Here is a 17,643-nt window from a genome sequence, read left to right on the forward strand (position 1 = left end):
TGTTGAGTAAACAAAATATATGGTAGTGCGAAAGTAGCGGAGTAAAATATGTACGCTGTTTTCCAATCTGGTGGTAAACAACACCGTGTAAGTGAAGGTCAAACTCTTCGCTTGGAAAAATTAGACGTTGAGACTGGCGCAACAGTTGATTTCGACAACGTTCTTATGATTGCTAATGGTGAAGAAATCACTATTGGTGCACCTCTAGTAGCTGGCGGTAAAGTAACTGCGGAAGTAGTTCAGCACGGTCGTGGCGATAAAATTAAAATCGTTAAGTTCCGTCGTCGTAAGCATTCTCGTAAGCAGCAGGGCCATCGTCAATGGTTCACTGAAGTCAGAATCACTGGCATCAGCGCTTAATTTAAGGAGAATAACAAATGGCACATAAAAAAGCTGGCGGTTCTACTCGTAACGGCCGCGATTCAGAAAGTAAACGTCTTGGTGTTAAGCGTTTCGGTGGCGAATCTGTTCTTGCAGGTAACATCATCGTACGTCAACGTGGTACTAAATTCCACGCTGGTACTAACGTAGGCATCGGTAAAGACCACACTCTTTTCGCTCTATCTGAAGGTAAAGTGAAGTTTGAAGTTAAAGGTCCTAAAAACCGTAAATTCGTTTCTATCGACGCTGAATAATCGTTTTAGAAATTAATTCTAAAAGCCCTGCCTTATGGCGGGGCTTTTTATTTATAGATAGTCACCAGTTAACTGTTTTGTTACTTTAAAATCCATAAGCGAATTTAAATGCTAAAATAGTTAATTAGTGACTATATCGATATATTACGTAGCGTAAAGATCATAGAAGATCCACTCTCGAGTACCAGCGCTACATCTCGGAGAAGAAAATGAAATTCGTTGATGAAGCGACAATAAAAGTAGATGCCGGTGACGGTGGTAACGGAACGGTTAGTTTTTGGCGTGAAAAATTCGTTGCAAAAGGTGGCCCTGATGGCGGTGATGGCGGTGATGGCGGTGATGTTTACCTAGAAGCTGATGAAAACCTCAACACCCTAATCGATTATCGTTTTAACCGCTTCTATGCTGCTGAGCGTGGCACAAATGGTGGTGGCACTAATAGTACTGGTCGTCGTGGTGCTGATATTACGCTAAAAGTACCAGTAGGTACTCGTGCAATTGATATCGATACAGGTGAGAAAGTTGCTGAGTTAATGGCTCACGGCATGAAAATCATGGTAGCTAAAGGTGGTTGGCATGGTTTAGGTAATACACGTTTTAAATCATCTGTTAACCGTGCTCCTCGTCAAAAGACATTAGGAACAAAAGGTGAGGTTCGTGAACTTCGTCTAGAGCTTCTTCTTCTTGCTGATGTAGGTATGCTTGGCCTACCAAATGCGGGTAAATCTACTTTTATTCGTGCAGTATCTGCAGCAAAACCAAAAGTCGCGGATTACCCGTTTACAACACTTATCCCTAGTTTAGGTGTGGTACGTGCTCGTGGTAATAAGAGTTTCGTAGTTGCTGATATTCCAGGTCTAATTGAAGGTGCTGCTGATGGCGCAGGCTTAGGTATTCGCTTCTTGAAGCACCTAGAGCGTTGTCGTGTATTGCTTCATGTAATTGATATCCTTCCAATTGATGGCAGTGATCCTGTTCAAAATGCATTAACTATCATTGATGAGTTAGAGCAGTACAGTGAAAAAGTAGCTGGCAAACCTCGTTGGTTGTTATTCAATAAAACCGATCTTCTATTAGAAGAAGAAGCAAATGAGAAGATCACCGAGATCCTAGAAGCTCTTGGATGGGAAGATCGTTACTTCAAGATCGCAGCAGTAAGCCGCACTGGTACTCAAGAAGTATGTGATGAGCTATCTGACTTTATGGATAGTCTGCCAAAAGAAATTCAAACTGATGAAGAGAAAGCGGCAGATAAAGTCGACTTCATGTGGGATGATTACCATAAAGATGCAGTATCTGGTAAAAACGTGGTTACTGAAGACGGTGATGACGATGACTGGGACGATGAAGAAGATGACGGTCATGTTATCTATGTTCGTGACTAAGTCTTAATCAAGATAATTTATTATAAAAAACCGCACTTGTTGCGGTTTTTTTTATTTAGGTCATTAAAGATAAAAATGAAAGGATTAGAATAGACGTCTAATTGGTTAATTATTACGAAGAAAAATGGACGAAAAGCAAAGGGAAATATCACGCTTAGTGGCGAAAGCGGGTCAAATGCTACTTCAGCATGGTGCAGAAAGCAGTTTAGTATCAGATGTTAGTCGACGTTTAGGTATTGCTGTAGGTGCGGATGATGTTGAAATTTCATTATCAGCCAGCTCACTTGTTATCACGACAATGATCGATGAACACTGCATGACAACAGCGAGAAGAGCGCCAGATCGCGGTATCAATATGAGAGCGGTCACCGAGATACAACGGATCTGTATTATGTCGGAAAAAGGCTTACTTGATTGCCATGAAGCCGCTGTAAAGTTAGATGCGATCAGCCCAGAAAGGTATAATCGTTGGCTGGTTGTTGTCATGATAGGGCTTTCTTGTGCGAGTTTTAGCCGACTAGCAGGGGGAGATTGGCCAGTATTTATGATGACATTTCTTGCTTCTTCTCTTGGTATGATTGTAAGACAAGAAATTGGGCATCAACATTTTAACCCCTTGCTTAACTTTGGCATCACCGCTTTTGTTACTACTCTTATCTCTTCTCAAGCCGTTATTTACAATATTGGTAATACTCCCTTTCTCGCAATGGCTTCTTCTGTTTTGATGTTAGTTCCTGGTTTTCCCTTAATTAATGCTGTCGCTGATATGGTGAAAGGCTATGTAAATATGGGGATAGCTCGTTGGACATTCGCAACTTTACTTACCTTATCAACCAGCATAGGTATTGTTGGTGCCATGAACTTGGTTGGTGTTTGGGGATGGATTAATTAATGAATGCTTGTATAAATGGATGTTTTTACCGATGGATAGCGTAACAATGAGTTCTATTTTTGATTTATTTCTCGCGTTATTAAACGATATGTTTTTCGCAATGATCCCTGCCGTAGGTTTTGCTCTGGTTTTCAATGTTCCCGTGAAGGCATTGAAATATTGTGCCGTTGGTGGAGCAATTGGTCATGGAACTCGATTTTTATTAATGCATTATGGCGCCCCCTTAGAGTGGGCGACGTTATGTGCAGCAACAACGGTGGGTATGATCGGAGTGCATTGGTCACACCGTTTTCTTGCTCACCCTAAAGTATTTACAGTTGCTGCTTTAATTCCGATGATCCCTGGTGTGTTTGCATTTAAAGCAATGATCGCAGTGGTTGAAATTAACCATCTTGGTTACTCGCCTGAATTATGGGCGTTGATGATCGATAATCTAATTAAAACGCTATTTACGATTGCGGCATTAGCAATTGGTCTTGCTATGCCGGGGCTGCTGTTTTACCGTAGGAAGTCGATTGTTTAAGTGTTTAGTAACATAAGGAATAACTGTGAAAATTAGCATGATTGCCGCAATGGCAAAGAACCGAATTATTGGTATTGATAATCAAATGCCATGGCACTTACCTGCTGATTTTGCATGGTTTAAACAATGTACTATGGGTAAACCAATTGTAATGGGGCGTAAAACCTATGAGTCGATTGGTCGTCCTTTACCGGGTCGTTTGAACATTGTATTAAGCCGTGATGCGAATTTGAAGATTGAAGGTGTTACTTGTGTAACTTCAATTGATGAAGCGAAACAAGCCGCTGGTGATATTGACGAGCTAATGATCATTGGTGGTGGTTCAGTTTACCAAGCCTGTCTTGCTGATACTGACAAACTGTATCTTACGTTTATCGATGCTGATATTGATGGTGACACGCAGTTCCCTGATTGGGGTGAGGGTTGGAAGCAGACTCATTCTGAAATGTATTTGAAAGATGAAAAGAATAAGTACGATATGGAGTTTGTGGTTCTTGAACGATAGAGGCTATACGCTGCGCTAACTAGAAACTAGAAACTAGACCGCTTCGCTTCTATAAGAGCAGGGTTCAGATCGCTTCGTTTGCAGGTTTCAGGTGTACTCGCTTTTGATTTTCCTGAAACCTAATTCTTTGCTCTTATAGTCTCTAGTCAGAGAAGCGTATCGTTTCTAGTTTCTGTACTTACTCGTCCCTCGAGCGTAGCGTTCTCGTATCTCGTTACTGCTCTATTGCTTTTTGAGTAAAATACTTCCCATTATCAACACGATACATCGTCATATACTCCCCCCAGACACAACCTGTATCCAGCGCTATTACGTCATTTCCTTCATGTCCCATCAAAGCAGCCCAATGGCCAAATATGACTTTATGAGTTAGGGGAAGGCGAGAGCTTAACTCAAACCAAGGGACTAATTTATCTTTATCTTCTGCTGATAAGTTCTGTGGCGGTTGTTTACAATCCATATCTAAACTTGCGTCATGAAAACAAAAACGCATGCGCGTAAAGGCGTTGATTATATAGCGATAACGCTCAATGCCAGTAAGATCATCTCGCCATAAGTCAGGCTGATTTTCGTACATGTTTTCTAATAACCAAATCCATTTATCTGATTGTAAAACCGCTTCAACTTCACGAGCGCATTCAATCGCGGTGTTGATATCCCATTGAGGAGAAATACCAGCATGACTCATTACAATATTATGCTTAGGATGAACCGCTAATAAAGGTTGTTGGCGTAACCAAGTTAATAACTCTTTACTGTCTGGAGCTGAGAAAATAGGGGCAGTTTTATCCTTCTCTTTGACACGAGAAATACCTTGAGAAACAGCAAGTAAATGAAGATCATGGTTGCCAAGGATAGTGACAGCCGCTTTTCCTAATGACTTAACAAAACGCAGAGTTTCTAATGATTTTGGGCCACGAGCAACCAGATCCCCTGTTAACCATAGTTGGTCTTTTTCTTTATCAAAGTTTACTTGGTCTAACAATAATAATAGCTCGTCTAGGCATCCTTGAATATCACCTACAAAATAGGTCGCCATGTCTCTTTCCTCTGATCACTTACTTACTGTGATTGGTATTAAAGCGTAGATAGAAAAAAGGTGACAATGAAGTCACCCTTATATTTAACTGTTGTTGATTATACGTCTAACTTAAGCTGATTCTTTTGATTCAGCTTGGAAGTTGTCATTTAACCAGTTTGCCATTCTAACGAATTGCTCTAGCGTTAAGTTTTCAGGGCGAAGAGAAGGATTAATATCTAATGCTTCTAATTGCTCTTTAGTTAATAGCGCTTTGAAACAGTTACGCACTGTTTTACGACGTTGGTTAAAACCTTCGCGACACACTCGATCAAGCCACTTTAAGTTTTTTGCTGGGTGCGGTAGTACCTCATAAGGAACTAGACGAACAACGGCAGAATCTACCTTCGGTGGCGGAACAAATGCTGTTGGTGGCACTTCAAGTACTGGCATTACTTTACAAAAGTATTGAGCCATTACTGTTAAGCGACCATAAGCTTTAGTACCAGGACCTGCAGCTAAACGGTTTACCACTTCTTTTTGTAGCATAAAGTGCATGTCTTGAATATCTTTATGGAATTCAAAAAGGTGGAACATCAACGGTGTTGAGATGTTGTATGGCAAGTTACCAAAAATACGTAATTTATTACCTTCTTGGATAAGTTGCGTGAAGTCGAAACGCATTGCATCGCCTTCATGAATAGTTAGTTTGCTACCCAGTTCAGGGTGAGTGCGCAAACGAGCAGCTAAGTCACGGTCAAGCTCGATAACCGTAAACTTATCAACTTCACGACCAACAGGCTCTGTGATAGCACCAAGACCTGGACCAATTTCTACTAGGTTTTGACCTGATAGAGGGTTAATTGCAGATACGATTCCATCGATCACATAAGGGTCATTTAAGAAGTTTTGACCAAAGCGTTTTTTCGCTTTATGGCCTAGATGGACATCATTTCTTGTACTCATTTATTTTCTACCAGTTCAATTGCATGGGTTAGTGCGGTAATAAAGCTTCCTGCATCTGCTTTTCCAGTACCTGCTAATTCCAATGCAGTACCATGGTCTACGGAGGTTCGGATAAACGGTAAACCTAAAGTGATGTTTACTGATTTTCCAAAGCCTTTGAATTTTAGCACAGGAAGGCCTTGATCGTGATACATTGCAAGTACCGCGTCTGCTTCTTGTAAATATTTATCTTGAAATAACGTGTCTGCAGGTAATGGCCCAATAAGGTTCATTCCTTCTTCTTCACGTAATTCATTTAATGCTGGCGCTATGATATCAATTTCTTCGCGACCAAGACAGCCATCTTCACCTGCGTGTGGATTTAATCCGCAGACAAAAATGGATGGATTTGAAATACCAAACTTGGTCATTAAATCCTGATGTAAGATACGAGTGACTTGTTTTAGGCGATCTGCAGTGATGGCTTTTGCCACATAGGCTAATGGTATGTGAGTAGTTACTAATGCAACACGTAAGCCTTCTGTTGCTAGCATCATCACGACTTGTTGTGTGTTTGATTGCTCTGCAAAAAATTCAGTATGACCGCTAAAGGCGACACCAGCACGGTTAATGACACCTTTATGTACCGGTCCTGTTACCACTGCATCAAATTCGCCATCCATATTGCCTTGAGCTGCGCGGCGTAAGGTATCAAGAACATAATGACCATTCGCTTCATTCAACTCACCTGCGATAACATCTGTGCCTAGTTCGATATTATCAACGACTAAGGTACCCGCTTGATGTGTTTTCGCAGGAACATTACTGTCATAGTCTTTAATTGAGATACTAAGCCCCAATAATTCAGCTCTTTGTTCTAATGCTTTTTTATTACCACAAATAACTAACTGATGAGGCCAAGCTTGTTGTGCTATTGATAAAACAAGATCTTGGCCAATACCCGCAGGCTCTCCTGGAGTAATTGCGATGCGTTTAATCTTATTCATTATCTTCTTCACCATCAGTATCTTTTAGTATTTCTACATAAGCACTTGCGCGGATCTCTTGTAACCAAGCACCTGCTTCTTCGTTAAATTTACGATTCATTAGAATACGATAAGCTTTATTTTTCATCGCTGCATCGGTTCTATCTACTTGGCGGCGTTCTAACACTTCAACAATATGCCAACCGTGAACCGTTTTAAATGGCGCACTGATTTGTCCTGTAGGCAGAGTTTCGACTTGGTGTTTAAATTCAGGAACGTATAAATCAGGGGTTTGGAAACCCAGCTCACCATCTCTTGCTGCAGAGCCTGGATCTTGGCTATAGCGTTTAGCCATTTCGCCAAAGGTATCATTACCTGCTTTAATGTCTGCGATAATATTATTTAGCTGACGTTGTGCACCTTCATCACTCATGATAACCGAGGTTTTTATTAGGATGTGGCGTGCATTTACTTCGGTAACGGCAATTGTTTCAAGGCCTTTTACATCGTCAATTTTAAGAATATGGAAGCCAACGCCAGAGCGGAATGGACCAATAATACTGCTTTTTCCTTGACCGGTAATCTGGTCTGCAAAGATGGTTGGCATCTCTTCTTTACGCATCCAACCCCAATCACCACCTTGCAATGCTTTTGGGCCTTTAGAATAGGTATATGCCATCGTTGCAAAATCAGCACCTTGCTGTAGACGTTCAGTTAACTCATCTGCCTGTTGTTCTAGTGCTTCTTTATCAGCCTGAGTGGCACCGTCTTCGGTACGTAATTGAATGTGACTAATTTTGTATTGAACGGTTGCTTGAGTCTCTTCTGAAAGTAACAAAGCAAGGCTTTCAACTTCTTGAGGGAGAATGTTAATACGACGACGAACTTGTGCGTTTCGTGCTTCACTTGCCGCGATCTCTTTACGAATTTGTTCACGGAAACTGGCGTAAGATAAACCTTGAGCTGCTGTTTTTTGTTGTAGTTGAGCAAGGGTCATGTTGTTTTCTTTTGCAATACCCTTTAGTGCTTCTTCAAGACGAGTATCATCAATTCGAATACCCATCTTCTCAGCTTGTTGGCTTTGAATAGTATCAACAATCAATTTTTCTAATACTTGCTCACGAAGAACAGACTCTTCAGGCAGTGGTTGATTTTTTTCTTGAGCATTGATTTTTACTGTTTTCAGTGAAGTATCAATATCACTTTGTAGAACAACGCCTTCATCAACAATAGCAACAACGCGATCTAATTCAACAGGAGCTGCGTGCACATTTATAGTTAGCATCAGCAGTAGCGTGCTAATAAAAGGGAGTTTCCAATTTTTCATAGTGTCATCCAAGAGTAAGGAGAATGAAGTGCCATAGAAAGTAGGCACTTCATGTATGTCCGTATAAATTAATTATTCAAATAAAATGGGCGACCATAGCCCAATGCATTGGTTGCAGAACCTGAGGTGATACCTGTGTTTGTACCTAAACCTCGAATCGCGATTGAAAGCATTAAGTTACTTTCGTATTCAGGCTCAAAGCTACTACTTGAATCCCATGAAATTAATTGATCACTGTAAGTTAAGCCAAACGACCAGCAATCGCTAAGATAAGTTACTCCAGCTAGTGCTTCTAACATGAAGTCTTCTCTCGTATCATAGAAGTATTGAGCATTTAAACGCCAGCTATTACCTATGTTGTACTGTGTTAATATACCTGCTTGATAAATGCCATAGCGCGTCACTGATGAATTATCACTATTAGAATATGAAACATTTTCATCGATATAATTCTTACTAATATAACGATAGTTTGTTTGAATGTATCCTTTCGAGTGTCTATATTCTAATGTGCTATTTGCAACTTGCAGTTCACTTAGATTTGAATCGTATTGTATTCCACCGTGATAAAATAAGTAATCATCATAGTTAAAGTCACTTTCTATTGCCCAAGCGGATGAGTTTTTAGTGTCATCTTCATTCGCAGTACCGGAACCATTCATATATAGGATCTGACCAAAAGAGATGTTCATGCGCTCTTTATAGGCATCATCATAGAAACGAGACGTAGCACCAATGCTAAATTGATTTGCTGCTGCGATATAATCGACACCACTGTACTGGCGGTCTCTGAATAAGCCATGATAATCTAATTGCATTTTACTGCTGTCGTAACCAGCAACAGCATAGTTATTAGTATCACCACCATAGATCGAACTTTGATCCACCTCAGGGACATATAAATATTGAACTTTAGGTTCTAGGGTTTGTAGGTATTCACCTAAAAACTTATGGGTACTATCAAGATAAATAGCACCATTAATACGGACTTCAGGGATTGTTCTACTTGTTTCATGCTCTAAAGCTAAATTGTAAATATTGCCATCTTTATCTTCACCTTGAACTGGTTTATCAAACTCTTGAGTGTAATAAGTATAAAGTAAGCTGACCTCAGGAGTTAAAGACCACCAAGTAGAGCTTAATGGTAAGCTTAATCTAGGCTCCATGTGCACGCGAGTTGCGGACGGCTTAGTTGTATCATCAGTAGAGAACTGACTAATATGGCTGTTAAAATTAAAATCAAACGCACTATAAAATTGAGGTGCATAATAATTAAATTCTATTTGAGGCATTAATCTATAGGGTTTCTGGCTTTCGACGAGTACTTGAAAGTCACGTACTCGCATAGTTAAGTCCCAATCTTGACTTCGGTATGATACTTCTCCTGATTGGCTTAATTGACCTTCATCTCGACTACCAATGCTTGAATTTAAGTCTTGGAAATAGGTAACGTCACTGACTTGAGAATATTCAACATCAAATTTCCAGTGTTTTTGGTATATCCCTGTATGATTCCAACTTACCCCCCAACGAGCACCTTTATCTTGGAATTTGGCATCATCGCCTAAATATTCAAGATCTAAAGTACCTACACCAAGGTCTGTTAGGTAACGGAATTCCCCCTCAAATTGGGTACCACGTTTTTCCATGTAGTTTATGGTTGTTGTGGCATCGTAGTTAGGTGCGATGTTCCAGTAAATGGGAACGGAAAGCTCAAAACCATTTTTACTGTCTAAACTTGCGCTTGGGATCAGTACCCCAGTTTTACGTTTATCGCCAACAGGGACTGTAATGTAAGGTAAGTAAAAAATTGGTACATCAAGGACTTCAAATCGAGCATTGTAGAAGGTTGCCCATTCATCTGACTGATCTAACTCGATCTCACTGGCTTTAAAGCGCCAGCTTTTATCTCCTGCTGGACAAGTTGTGAACGAGGCATCTTCCAATTGGTAGATTTCTTGGCCCGTTTTTAACACACGACTAGCTTGACCTCGAATTGGCTGACACGACATTTTATAGGCCGTATTAACCATGGTGGTATCTTCAGTGGTTAGGTCAGTAGTTACTTTATCTGAGGTTGAGCGCATATCCATACTTGAGTAATTAACATTACCTTCTGCAATAGCGATGTTCTCTTGTTGGTGTAAAGTAATACTGTCTGCTTTGATCTCTTGGCGGCCTTTAATAATATGAACGTTACCTTTATAGGTTGCTTTTGAATTATTACTGGCTTCAACGCTATCTGCTTGAATAAGCACCGGTTGTTGATCTTCTTCCTCTTTTGAGGCTTTATCTGGTACTTCACAGGAGTTTACTGTGTCAGTTTGTAAAGGGAAGATTATGCTACTTTCTGGAGATATAGATTTACTTCCATCATCAGCGATGACGGGAGAACCGTAAAGAAGGCATCCAGCAAATGAAGCAAGTAGGCTGCGAGAGGTAAAAGGCATCGAGTTAGACGTTCCTGTTCGTTATATTAATCCGCTGATATACTCAAAGAGACTAGACAGAGTCACTTGTTTATAATAAAGCAAAAGCCATGCCCAAACCACCTATAAGATGTCGCTATCATCTATTAATGGTTGTAAAGTAACAGGCTGCGCTTGCTCATTGTGTGACAGAGTAAAAATAAAATAATTCATTAATTGGAATTTAAAATGCAAATATTCGGCAAAATATTGGGTGGTTTTTTTGGTTTTCTATTTGGCGGCTTTTTTGGTGCGGCATTAGGGATCTTTATTGGCCATCAATTTGATAAAGCAAAACGTATGGCAAGCAGTGGTTTTACCTTTCAAACGGGTGGGGCTTCTCAAACTAAAAAACAAGCAGAATTCTTTCATGCTGCTTTCTCAGTCATGGGGCATGTTGCTAAAGCCAAAGGGCAAGTAACAGCACAAGAGATCCAGCTAGCATCAATGATGATGGATCGTATGAATCTGAATGCAGAGCAGAAAAAAGAAGCTCAAGAAGCGTTTAGAGAAGGGAAAGAAAACGATTTTCCATTACGTGAAACCCTACAAAAAATTCGTTCAATTACCGGTGGCCGTTATGATCTGCTGCAGTTCTTTTTAGAGCTACAGATCGCATCTGCCATTGCTGACGGTGATATTCATCCAAGTGAAAGAGACATCTTACATATTGTTGCGGAAGAGCTTGGCTTTAGTGCCGAACAATTAGAAAAACGTTTAAAAATGCAAGAAGCGGCTTTTCGTTTTCAGCGCAGTGGTGGCTTTTCTGGTCAAGGTGGTTCTCAACAAGGTCAATGGCAGCAAGCAAGTTCTGCTGACCAGCTAACGGATGCTTATAATTTATTAGGTATTAGTGAAGATGCGGATGCAAAAACAATTAAGCGTGCTCACCGTAAGTTAATGAATGAGCATCACCCTGATAAATTGGTGGCAAAAGGTTTGCCACCAGAAATGATGGAAATGGCAAAAGAGAAAGCGCAAGAAATCCAAGGTGCTTACGATTTAATTAAGAAAGCTAAAGGGATTAAATAACCTGATCTCTTATTGTTTATTTAACTTCCAATTATAGTCGTAATGAATGTCGCCTTTGAATTGTTTTAATTCAGGGCGATATTTTTTTAGATGCTCAAAAAGTTGCTGTTGATTACCAAAATCGACAGCAAACCAATCATAAATAGACGAAAGCTGGATCTTGTTATCAGTAATGATCACGCCTTTTTCACTATTAATGAATTCAGTTGCGGCTTTATCTAATAGCTTATCGCTGTTTCTGGCGGTAAATACTTTTGGTTGTAAGTTAGGGCAGCCAAGACTCGCACAGTTTACGGCGTAGTGAGTTCTTGGATCATTCCAAATAGGTCTTAAAATTCGATGCTCAATGTCGTTGAGTGTTAACACTTTTCCTGCAACTACAGCAACCTCTTCATCCCAAGGCCCAAAGGTAAATAGCCCACCTAATTTAGTAATGGATTTAATAGGGTAATTATCTAAAATAATTTTTACTGTGATGGCATTGTAAAGATTAACCCAATAAGCGTATTGCTCTGCTTTTTTATACTCTCTCGGGTCAATACGACTCATTTGGCGTAAATAGCTGTTAAGGGTTCGCTCATCTGCATCAGTGATATTGGCATAATCAAAAAGAGTGTATTCCCCTTGAGTTATAAGGTATTTATCTAACGTTTGTTGCCAATATTGATGTGAAATAGTGGTGGCATTTTTTTCATTACTGACATCCCAGTAATCCCATAATTCAGATTTGGGTGCTGCGAACGTATTGAATGAGAAAAGCAAAAGTAGTGAGGAGATAAGGGTTTTCATAAAAGGTACCTGACTTTTGTTTACTAATAATTATTTAGTATAGATTGCCTATGTTTTATAGACAAAAAAGAGGTTGATACGTTCATATCAACCTCTAATATTTCCTGAATCCTGAATCCTGAATCCTGAATCCTGAATCCTGAATCCTGAATCCTGAATCCTATTTCAAGAAACTTGGGATTTTCGCTTCATACTCTGAAATTTTATCGGCATGTTGCAGTGTCAGTCCGATATTGTCTAAACCATTTAATAAACAGTGGCGACGGAATTCATCAATTTCAAAGTTGTATTGTTTCCCGTTAGCGGTTACTAACATCGCTTCTAAATCAACGGTGATTTCTGCGCCTTCGTTTGCTTCAACGAATTGGAAAATCTCATCCACTTCAGTGTCCGTTAAACGTACGGGGATCATCTGGTTATTGATTGAGTTACCATAAAAAATATCGGCAAAGCTTGGTGCGATCATAACTTGAATACCATAATCCGCTAATGCCCAAGGGGCGTGTTCACGAGATGAACCACAACCAAAGTTTTCACGAGCAAGGAGAATACTAGCGCCTTGGTAGCGAGGTGCGTTCATTACGAACTCAGGATTTGCTTGTTCTCCGGCATCATCAAGAAAACGCCAATCATGAAATAGGTGCTTACCAAAACCAGTGCGGTTTACTTTCTGTAGAAACTGTTTTGGAATGATTGCATCGGTATCGATATTTGCCGTATCTAAAGGAACGACTAGACCTGTATGTTGTTTAAAACCTGACATAGTAAATTCCTTTATGCTTGTTCTGTAATAGTTCGAATATCAACAAAGTGGCCTGCAATTGCCGCTGCTGCTGCCATTGCTGGGCTAACTAGGTGAGTTCGCCCATCACGGCCTTGACGACCTTCAAAATTACGGTTAGATGTTGATGCACAACGCTCTTGTGGACCCAAACGGTCGTTGTTCATCGCAAGACACATTGAGCAACCTGGTAGACGCCATTCAAAGCCCGCTTCTTTAAAGATCACATCTAGACCTTCTTTTTCAGCTTGTGCTTTTACTTGCTCTGAACCAGGAACAATTAACGCTTGAACATGAGCAGCGACTTTATTGCCCTTTGCTACGGCAGCAGCAGCACGCATGTCTTCGATACGTGAGTTAGTACAAGAGCCTACAAATACTTTATCTATATTGTAATCAGACAGGGATTTACCCGCTTCAAGGCCCATGTAAGCTAATGCTTTTTCAGCGGACGCTTTTTCTACTGGGTCAGAAAAACTCTCAGGAGCAGGAATTGGTTGATCAACGGCGATTACTTGACCTGGATTTGTGCCCCAAGTGACTTGAGGTTTAATTTCAGAGGCTTCAAGTGTTACTACCGCATCAAACTTTGCATCATCGTCCGTTTTTAGTGACGACCAGTATTCGATAGCTGCGGTTAAATCTTCCCCTTGAGGTGAGAATTTACGGTCAGTAATGTAATCAAACGTGGTTTGGTCTGGTGCGATAAGGCCTGCTTTAGCACCTAATTCGATTGCCATGTTACATACCGTCATACGACCTTCCATCGTAAGGTCGGTAATCGCTTCACCACAGAATTCAACCACGTAGCCAGTACCACCAGCAGCCGTTGTTTTACCTATGATCGCAAGCACGATATCTTTTGCAGTAATGCCTTTGGCTACTTTGCCTTTGACTTCGATTTTCATGGTTTTAGCACGCGCTTGTTTTAGCGTTTGTGTCGCTAATACGTGCTCAACTTCAGACGTACCAATACCAAATGCTAACGAACCAAATGCACCATGGGTTGCTGTGTGTGAATCACCACAAACAATCGTCATGCCTGGCAGAGTAATGCCCAGTTCAGGTCCCATTACGTGCACAATACCTTGGTATTTATGGTTTAGGTCATAAAGAGTTACGCCAAATTCTTCACAGTTTTTAGACAGTGTTTCCATTTGGATACGAGCCATTTCACCAGAGGCATTAATGTCTTTAGTTTGTGTTGATACGTTATGATCCATTGTTGCGAAAGTTTTACCTACTTGGCGAACTTTACGACCTTTTTCACGTAATCCATCAAACGCTTGTGGAGAAGTCACTTCGTGCACCAAATGGCGATCTATGTATAGAATAGGGGTTTCGCCTTTTGCTGCTACAGCAACATGGGCATCATAAACTTTTTCGTATAATGTTTTTGCGTTAGACATTGCTTCTTCCTTGAATTACGAATTCAAAATGTATTCAGCGATTTTATCGCCCATTGCTGAGGTAGTTAGTGCTGGTTTATTACCGGCAAGATCTGCCGTTAGTTCACCTGCTGACAGCGCTTTAGATACGGCAGCTTCAATACTTTGTGCTGCTTCTTCTTCACCTAGGCTGTAACGTAACATCAGTGCAGCAGATAAGATCTGAGCCACTGGGTTTGCGATGTTTTTACCTGCGATATCTGGTGCTGAACCACCTGCTGGTTCATACAGACCAAAGTTGCTTTCGTTCAAGCTTGCAGAAGGAAGCATACCCATAGAGCCTGTGATCATTGCGCACTCATCAGAGATGATGTCACCAAAGATGTTTGAACATAGCATTACGTCAAACTGAGAAGGATCTTTGATTAACTGCATGGTTGCGTTATCAATGTACATATGACTTAGTTTTACATCTGGGTAATCTTGTGCCACTTCCTCTACCACTTCACGCCATAGAATAGAGCTTTGTAGAACGTTCGCTTTATCAATTGAGTAGACGTTTTTATTACGTAGACGAGCCGATTCAAAGGCAATCTTTGCAATACGTTCGATTTCGTAGCGGTGGTAAATTTCAGTATCGTAGGCTTTTTCTTGAGGACCTTCGCCTTCACGACCTTTTGGTTGACCAAAATAGATGCCGCCAGTCAATTCACGAACCACGACGATATCAAAACCGTTACCAGAAATATCAGCACGCAGTGGAGAGAAGTTTTCTAATCCTTTATGGATTTGCGCAGGACGAAGATTACAGAACAGTTGGAAATGTTTACGAAGAGGAAGTAGGGCGCCACGCTCTGGTTGGTCATTCGGTGGTAAGTTTTCCCACTTAGGGCCGCCAACTGAACCAAATAAGACGGCATCTGATTCTTCACAACCTTTTACAGTGCTCTCTGGTAGCGGACAACCATGGTTATCAATCGCAATACCACCTACATCATGTTGCTCGCGTGAAAATGAAATTGCGTGTTTTTTCTCAATTGCATCCAGAACTTTATGTGCTTGTTCCATTACTTCAGGACCAATACCATCGCCCGGTAAAATCGCAATTTTGTATGTTTTATTCGTCATGTTAATCCTTTAATCTTTTTTATTTAATTTGGTTAATCAGAGAAGATAGAGACTTCTCTGATTTAAAATTCTTTTCGACTCTCTTAAACCGCAGCAATCTTCTTTTGCTTAATCTCAGCAATTTGATCAGCACGATGAATGCTGTTAATTACATGAAGCAAAGCTTGACCTGATGCTTCGATAATATCGGTAGCTAGACCGGTACCGTGATACTTACGACCTTTATAGTTCGCAATAATATCCGCTTGACCTAATCCATCTTCGCCTTCGCCTTTTGCCGTTAGATCAAACTTATCTAGAACAATCTCATAGCCTGTTAGTTTGTAGATACATTGGTAAAGGGCATCAACAGGACCATTACCGACAGCGGCTTCACATTTTTCTTCATCACCACAAAGTAGCTTGATACTAGTGGTTGCCATTACGCTGCCTGATTGCACACTTAGGTAATTCAATTTATAGAAGTCATCTTCATCACGTAAGTTAGCAAAATGCATTAGGGCTTCCAAATCGTAATCAAACACTTGGCCTTTACGATCCGCTAGCTTCACAAAATCTGCATATAGCGTGTCTAGATTGTACTCTTCATCTTTATAACCCATTGCATCCATGTGGCTCTTAACCGCAGCACGACCTGAACGACTGGTTAGGTTTAACGCTTTGTTTTTTAAGCCAATAGACTCTGGAGTCATGATTTCGTAAGTGTTTTTATTCTTAAGCATGCCATCTTGGTGAATGCCTGAAGAATGGCTAAAGGCATTTGCGCCTACAATAGCCTTATTGCTCTGAATTGGCATATTACAAAGCTGACTTACCAATTTACTGGTACGGTGAATCTCGTCGTTTTTAAGGCCCGTATGAACACCTAAGTATTCTGAACGAGTCTGTAAAATCATCGCAATTTCTTCTAAAGAACAGTTACCTGCACGCTCACCAATACCATTAATAGTGCCTTCAACTTGACGAGCACCGGCTTGAACCGCAGCAATAGAGTTAGCAACAGACATTCCTAAGTCATCATGACAGTGGACTGAGATGATTGCTTTATCGATGTTTGGAACACGGTTAAATAATTGCTGAACAATACCGCCAAACTCACCTGGAATGGTGTAGCCAACTGTGTCTGGAATATTGATTGTATTTGCACCAGCATTGATGGCTGCTTCTACCATACGGCATAAATTATCAATTGGTGTACGACCTGCATCTTCACAAGAAAACTCGACGTCATCAGTATAATTACGTGCGTGTTTAACCGCTTTTACGCCCATCTCAACCACATCATCGTAGCTACGGCGTAATTTGTCTTGAACGTGAACGGTAGAAGTAGAAATAAAGGTATGAATTCGGAACGCTTCTGCGATTTTTAACGCTTCAGCTGCCGCATCAATATCTTTAGGAACGGCACGAGCTAGACCACAAATTCGGCTATTTTTAATGTGTTTTGCGATGGTTTGAACCGACTCAAAATCACCCGGCGAAGAGACAGGGAAGCCCGCTTCAATAACATCAACACCCAGACGCTCAAGCGCGTACGCAATCTGTAATTTTTCTTTTACGGTTAAACTCGCTGATAGTGCTTGTTCGCCATCTCGTAAGGTGGTGTCGAAGATAATGACTTGATCGCTCATGGGCTTGCTTCCTTGTGTATGTCGTGCGCTTTAACGACGGTTTTCCATAAAAAAACCCGCCATGTTCAGCGGGTTTTAAAATTTGGTTTATGGCTTCTTTTGTTCCACAACCTACCCGCGTGAGATGTTCACGATCAGGAGGAGGCGAAGAGATAAAGAAGATGTTGTTTTCATTTGAAATACAATCCATAAAAATAATTAACAAATTAA

17 protein-coding genes are annotated in these 17,643 nt (G+C 40.7%); 7 read left to right on the forward strand and 10 right to left on the reverse strand.

All coding sequences use genetic code 11. The features are described from left to right. Positions 1–48 precede the first annotated feature (48 nt). The 6 genes from rplU to folA all read left to right on the forward strand — a co-directional run bounded on the left by rplU (position 49) and on the right by folA (position 3,940). A complete protein-coding gene (rplU, locus tag AC2INI_RS01215; protein ID WP_122032885.1) occupies positions 49–360 on the forward strand; it encodes a 50S ribosomal protein L21 in 312 nt (103 codons plus the stop codon). A 17-nt stretch (positions 361–377) separates the two neighbouring features. After that, entirely contained in the window at positions 378–635 is a 258-nt protein-coding gene (rpmA, locus tag AC2INI_RS01220; protein ID WP_012549189.1) for a 50S ribosomal protein L27, read from the forward strand. A gap of 209 nt (positions 636–844) precedes the next feature. After that, positions 845–2,020: an Obg family GTPase CgtA gene (gene cgtA / locus AC2INI_RS01225; protein ID WP_122032886.1), complete on the forward strand. Its 1,176-nt coding sequence runs from the start codon at positions 845–847 to the stop codon at positions 2,018–2,020. A 124-nt stretch (positions 2,021–2,144) separates the two neighbouring features. After that, positions 2,145–2,912: a threonine/serine exporter family protein gene (locus AC2INI_RS01230; protein WP_486305173.1), complete on the forward strand. Its 768-nt coding sequence runs from the start codon at positions 2,145–2,147 to the stop codon at positions 2,910–2,912. A gap of 31 nt (positions 2,913–2,943) precedes the next feature. Then, positions 2,944–3,435: a threonine/serine exporter family protein gene (locus tag AC2INI_RS01235; RefSeq protein ID WP_122032888.1), complete on the forward strand. Its 492-nt coding sequence runs from the start codon at positions 2,944–2,946 to the stop codon at positions 3,433–3,435. A gap of 25 nt (positions 3,436–3,460) precedes the next feature. Further along, positions 3,461–3,940: a type 3 dihydrofolate reductase gene (gene folA, locus AC2INI_RS01240; RefSeq protein ID WP_486305174.1), complete on the forward strand. Its 480-nt coding sequence runs from the start codon at positions 3,461–3,463 to the stop codon at positions 3,938–3,940. Between the two features lie 214 nt (positions 3,941–4,154). On the opposite strand, the gene apaH is transcribed toward folA, so the two are convergent. The 5 genes from apaH to lptD form a co-directional block, all read right to left on the reverse strand. Continuing rightward, positions 4,155–4,979, reverse strand: coding sequence for a bis(5'-nucleosyl)-tetraphosphatase (symmetrical) ApaH (gene apaH / locus AC2INI_RS01245; RefSeq protein WP_486305175.1), 825 nt, complete (start codon positions 4,977–4,979; stop codon positions 4,155–4,157). 111 nt (positions 4,980–5,090) lie between these two features. Continuing rightward, positions 5,091–5,924, reverse strand: a complete 834-nt coding sequence (gene rsmA, locus AC2INI_RS01250) for a 16S rRNA (adenine(1518)-N(6)/adenine(1519)-N(6))-dimethyltransferase RsmA (protein WP_045103013.1) — start codon at positions 5,922–5,924, stop codon at positions 5,091–5,093. Beyond that, positions 5,921–6,910 (reverse strand): 4-hydroxythreonine-4-phosphate dehydrogenase PdxA, encoded by a 990-nt coding sequence (pdxA, locus tag AC2INI_RS01255; protein WP_486305176.1) that lies wholly within the window; start codon positions 6,908–6,910, stop codon positions 5,921–5,923. The genes rsmA and pdxA overlap by 4 nt, the downstream gene beginning before the upstream one ends. Further along, complete coding sequence (gene surA / locus AC2INI_RS01260) at positions 6,903–8,216, reverse strand: peptidylprolyl isomerase SurA (RefSeq protein WP_122032891.1); 1,314 nt, start codon at positions 8,214–8,216, stop codon at positions 6,903–6,905. Before surA ends, pdxA begins: the two co-directional genes overlap by 8 nt. 68 nt (positions 8,217–8,284) lie before the next feature. Continuing rightward, positions 8,285–10,666 (reverse strand): LPS assembly protein LptD, encoded by a 2,382-nt coding sequence (lptD, locus tag AC2INI_RS01265; RefSeq protein ID WP_486305177.1) that lies wholly within the window; start codon positions 10,664–10,666, stop codon positions 8,285–8,287. A gap of 207 nt (positions 10,667–10,873) precedes the next feature. On the opposite strand from lptD, the gene djlA reads away from it, so the two are divergent. Then, positions 10,874–11,716: a co-chaperone DjlA gene (djlA, locus tag AC2INI_RS01270; protein ID WP_122032893.1), complete on the forward strand. Its 843-nt coding sequence runs from the start codon at positions 10,874–10,876 to the stop codon at positions 11,714–11,716. Between the two features lie 9 nt (positions 11,717–11,725). Here djlA and AC2INI_RS01275 read toward each other — a convergent pair whose 3' ends face one another. The 5 genes from AC2INI_RS01275 to leuA all read right to left on the reverse strand — a co-directional run bounded on the left by AC2INI_RS01275 (position 11,726) and on the right by leuA (position 17,433). After that, positions 11,726–12,505, reverse strand: coding sequence for a DUF547 domain-containing protein (locus tag AC2INI_RS01275; protein ID WP_486305178.1), 780 nt, complete (start codon positions 12,503–12,505; stop codon positions 11,726–11,728). Between the two features lie 160 nt (positions 12,506–12,665). After that, entirely contained in the window at positions 12,666–13,268 is a 603-nt protein-coding gene (gene leuD / locus AC2INI_RS01280; protein WP_486305179.1) for a 3-isopropylmalate dehydratase small subunit, read from the reverse strand. A gap of 11 nt (positions 13,269–13,279) precedes the next feature. Beyond that, positions 13,280–14,695 (reverse strand): 3-isopropylmalate dehydratase large subunit, encoded by a 1,416-nt coding sequence (leuC, locus tag AC2INI_RS01285; RefSeq protein WP_122032896.1) that lies wholly within the window; start codon positions 14,693–14,695, stop codon positions 13,280–13,282. A 15-nt stretch (positions 14,696–14,710) separates the two neighbouring features. Beyond that, a complete protein-coding gene (leuB, locus tag AC2INI_RS01290; protein WP_486305180.1) occupies positions 14,711–15,802 on the reverse strand; it encodes a 3-isopropylmalate dehydrogenase in 1,092 nt (363 codons plus the stop codon). Positions 15,803–15,885: 83 nt separating this feature from the next. Then, positions 15,886–17,433: a 2-isopropylmalate synthase gene (leuA, locus tag AC2INI_RS01295; protein ID WP_486305181.1), complete on the reverse strand. Its 1,548-nt coding sequence runs from the start codon at positions 17,431–17,433 to the stop codon at positions 15,886–15,888. Between the last annotated feature and the right edge of the window lie 210 nt (positions 17,434–17,643).

The sequence above is a fragment of the Aliivibrio friggae genome (genome assembly GCF_057368515.1).

Excerpts from the sequence above, each read along its gene's own strand:
- cgtA (WP_122032886.1), top strand. The coding sequence starts at position 845 with ATGAAATTCGTTGATGAAGCGACAATAAAAGTAGATGCCGGTGACGGT.
- AC2INI_RS01275 (WP_486305178.1), bottom strand. The coding sequence starts at position 12,505 with ATGAAAACCCTTATCTCCTCACTACTTTTGCTTTTCTCATTCAATACG.
- AC2INI_RS01235 (WP_122032888.1), top strand. The coding sequence starts at position 2,944 with ATGGATAGCGTAACAATGAGTTCTATTTTTGATTTATTTCTCGCGTTA.
- leuD (WP_486305179.1), bottom strand. The coding sequence starts at position 13,268 with ATGTCAGGTTTTAAACAACATACAGGTCTAGTCGTTCCTTTAGATACG.
- surA (WP_122032891.1), bottom strand. The coding sequence starts at position 8,216 with ATGAAAAATTGGAAACTCCCTTTTATTAGCACGCTACTGCTGATGCTA.
- lptD (WP_486305177.1), bottom strand. The coding sequence starts at position 10,666 with ATGCCTTTTACCTCTCGCAGCCTACTTGCTTCATTTGCTGGATGCCTT.
- rplU (WP_122032885.1), top strand. The coding sequence starts at position 49 with ATGTACGCTGTTTTCCAATCTGGTGGTAAACAACACCGTGTAAGTGAA.
- leuC (WP_122032896.1), bottom strand. The coding sequence starts at position 14,695 with ATGTCTAACGCAAAAACATTATACGAAAAAGTTTATGATGCCCATGTT.
- rpmA (WP_012549189.1), top strand. The coding sequence starts at position 378 with ATGGCACATAAAAAAGCTGGCGGTTCTACTCGTAACGGCCGCGATTCA.
- rsmA (WP_045103013.1), bottom strand. The coding sequence starts at position 5,924 with ATGAGTACAAGAAATGATGTCCATCTAGGCCATAAAGCGAAAAAACGC.
- djlA (WP_122032893.1), top strand. The coding sequence starts at position 10,874 with ATGCAAATATTCGGCAAAATATTGGGTGGTTTTTTTGGTTTTCTATTT.
- leuA (WP_486305181.1), bottom strand. The coding sequence starts at position 17,433 with ATGAGCGATCAAGTCATTATCTTCGACACCACCTTACGAGATGGCGAA.
- AC2INI_RS01230 (WP_486305173.1), top strand. The coding sequence starts at position 2,145 with ATGGACGAAAAGCAAAGGGAAATATCACGCTTAGTGGCGAAAGCGGGT.
- apaH (WP_486305175.1), bottom strand. The coding sequence starts at position 4,979 with ATGGCGACCTATTTTGTAGGTGATATTCAAGGATGCCTAGACGAGCTA.
- leuB (WP_486305180.1), bottom strand. The coding sequence starts at position 15,802 with ATGACGAATAAAACATACAAAATTGCGATTTTACCGGGCGATGGTATT.
- pdxA (WP_486305176.1), bottom strand. The coding sequence starts at position 6,910 with ATGAATAAGATTAAACGCATCGCAATTACTCCAGGAGAGCCTGCGGGT.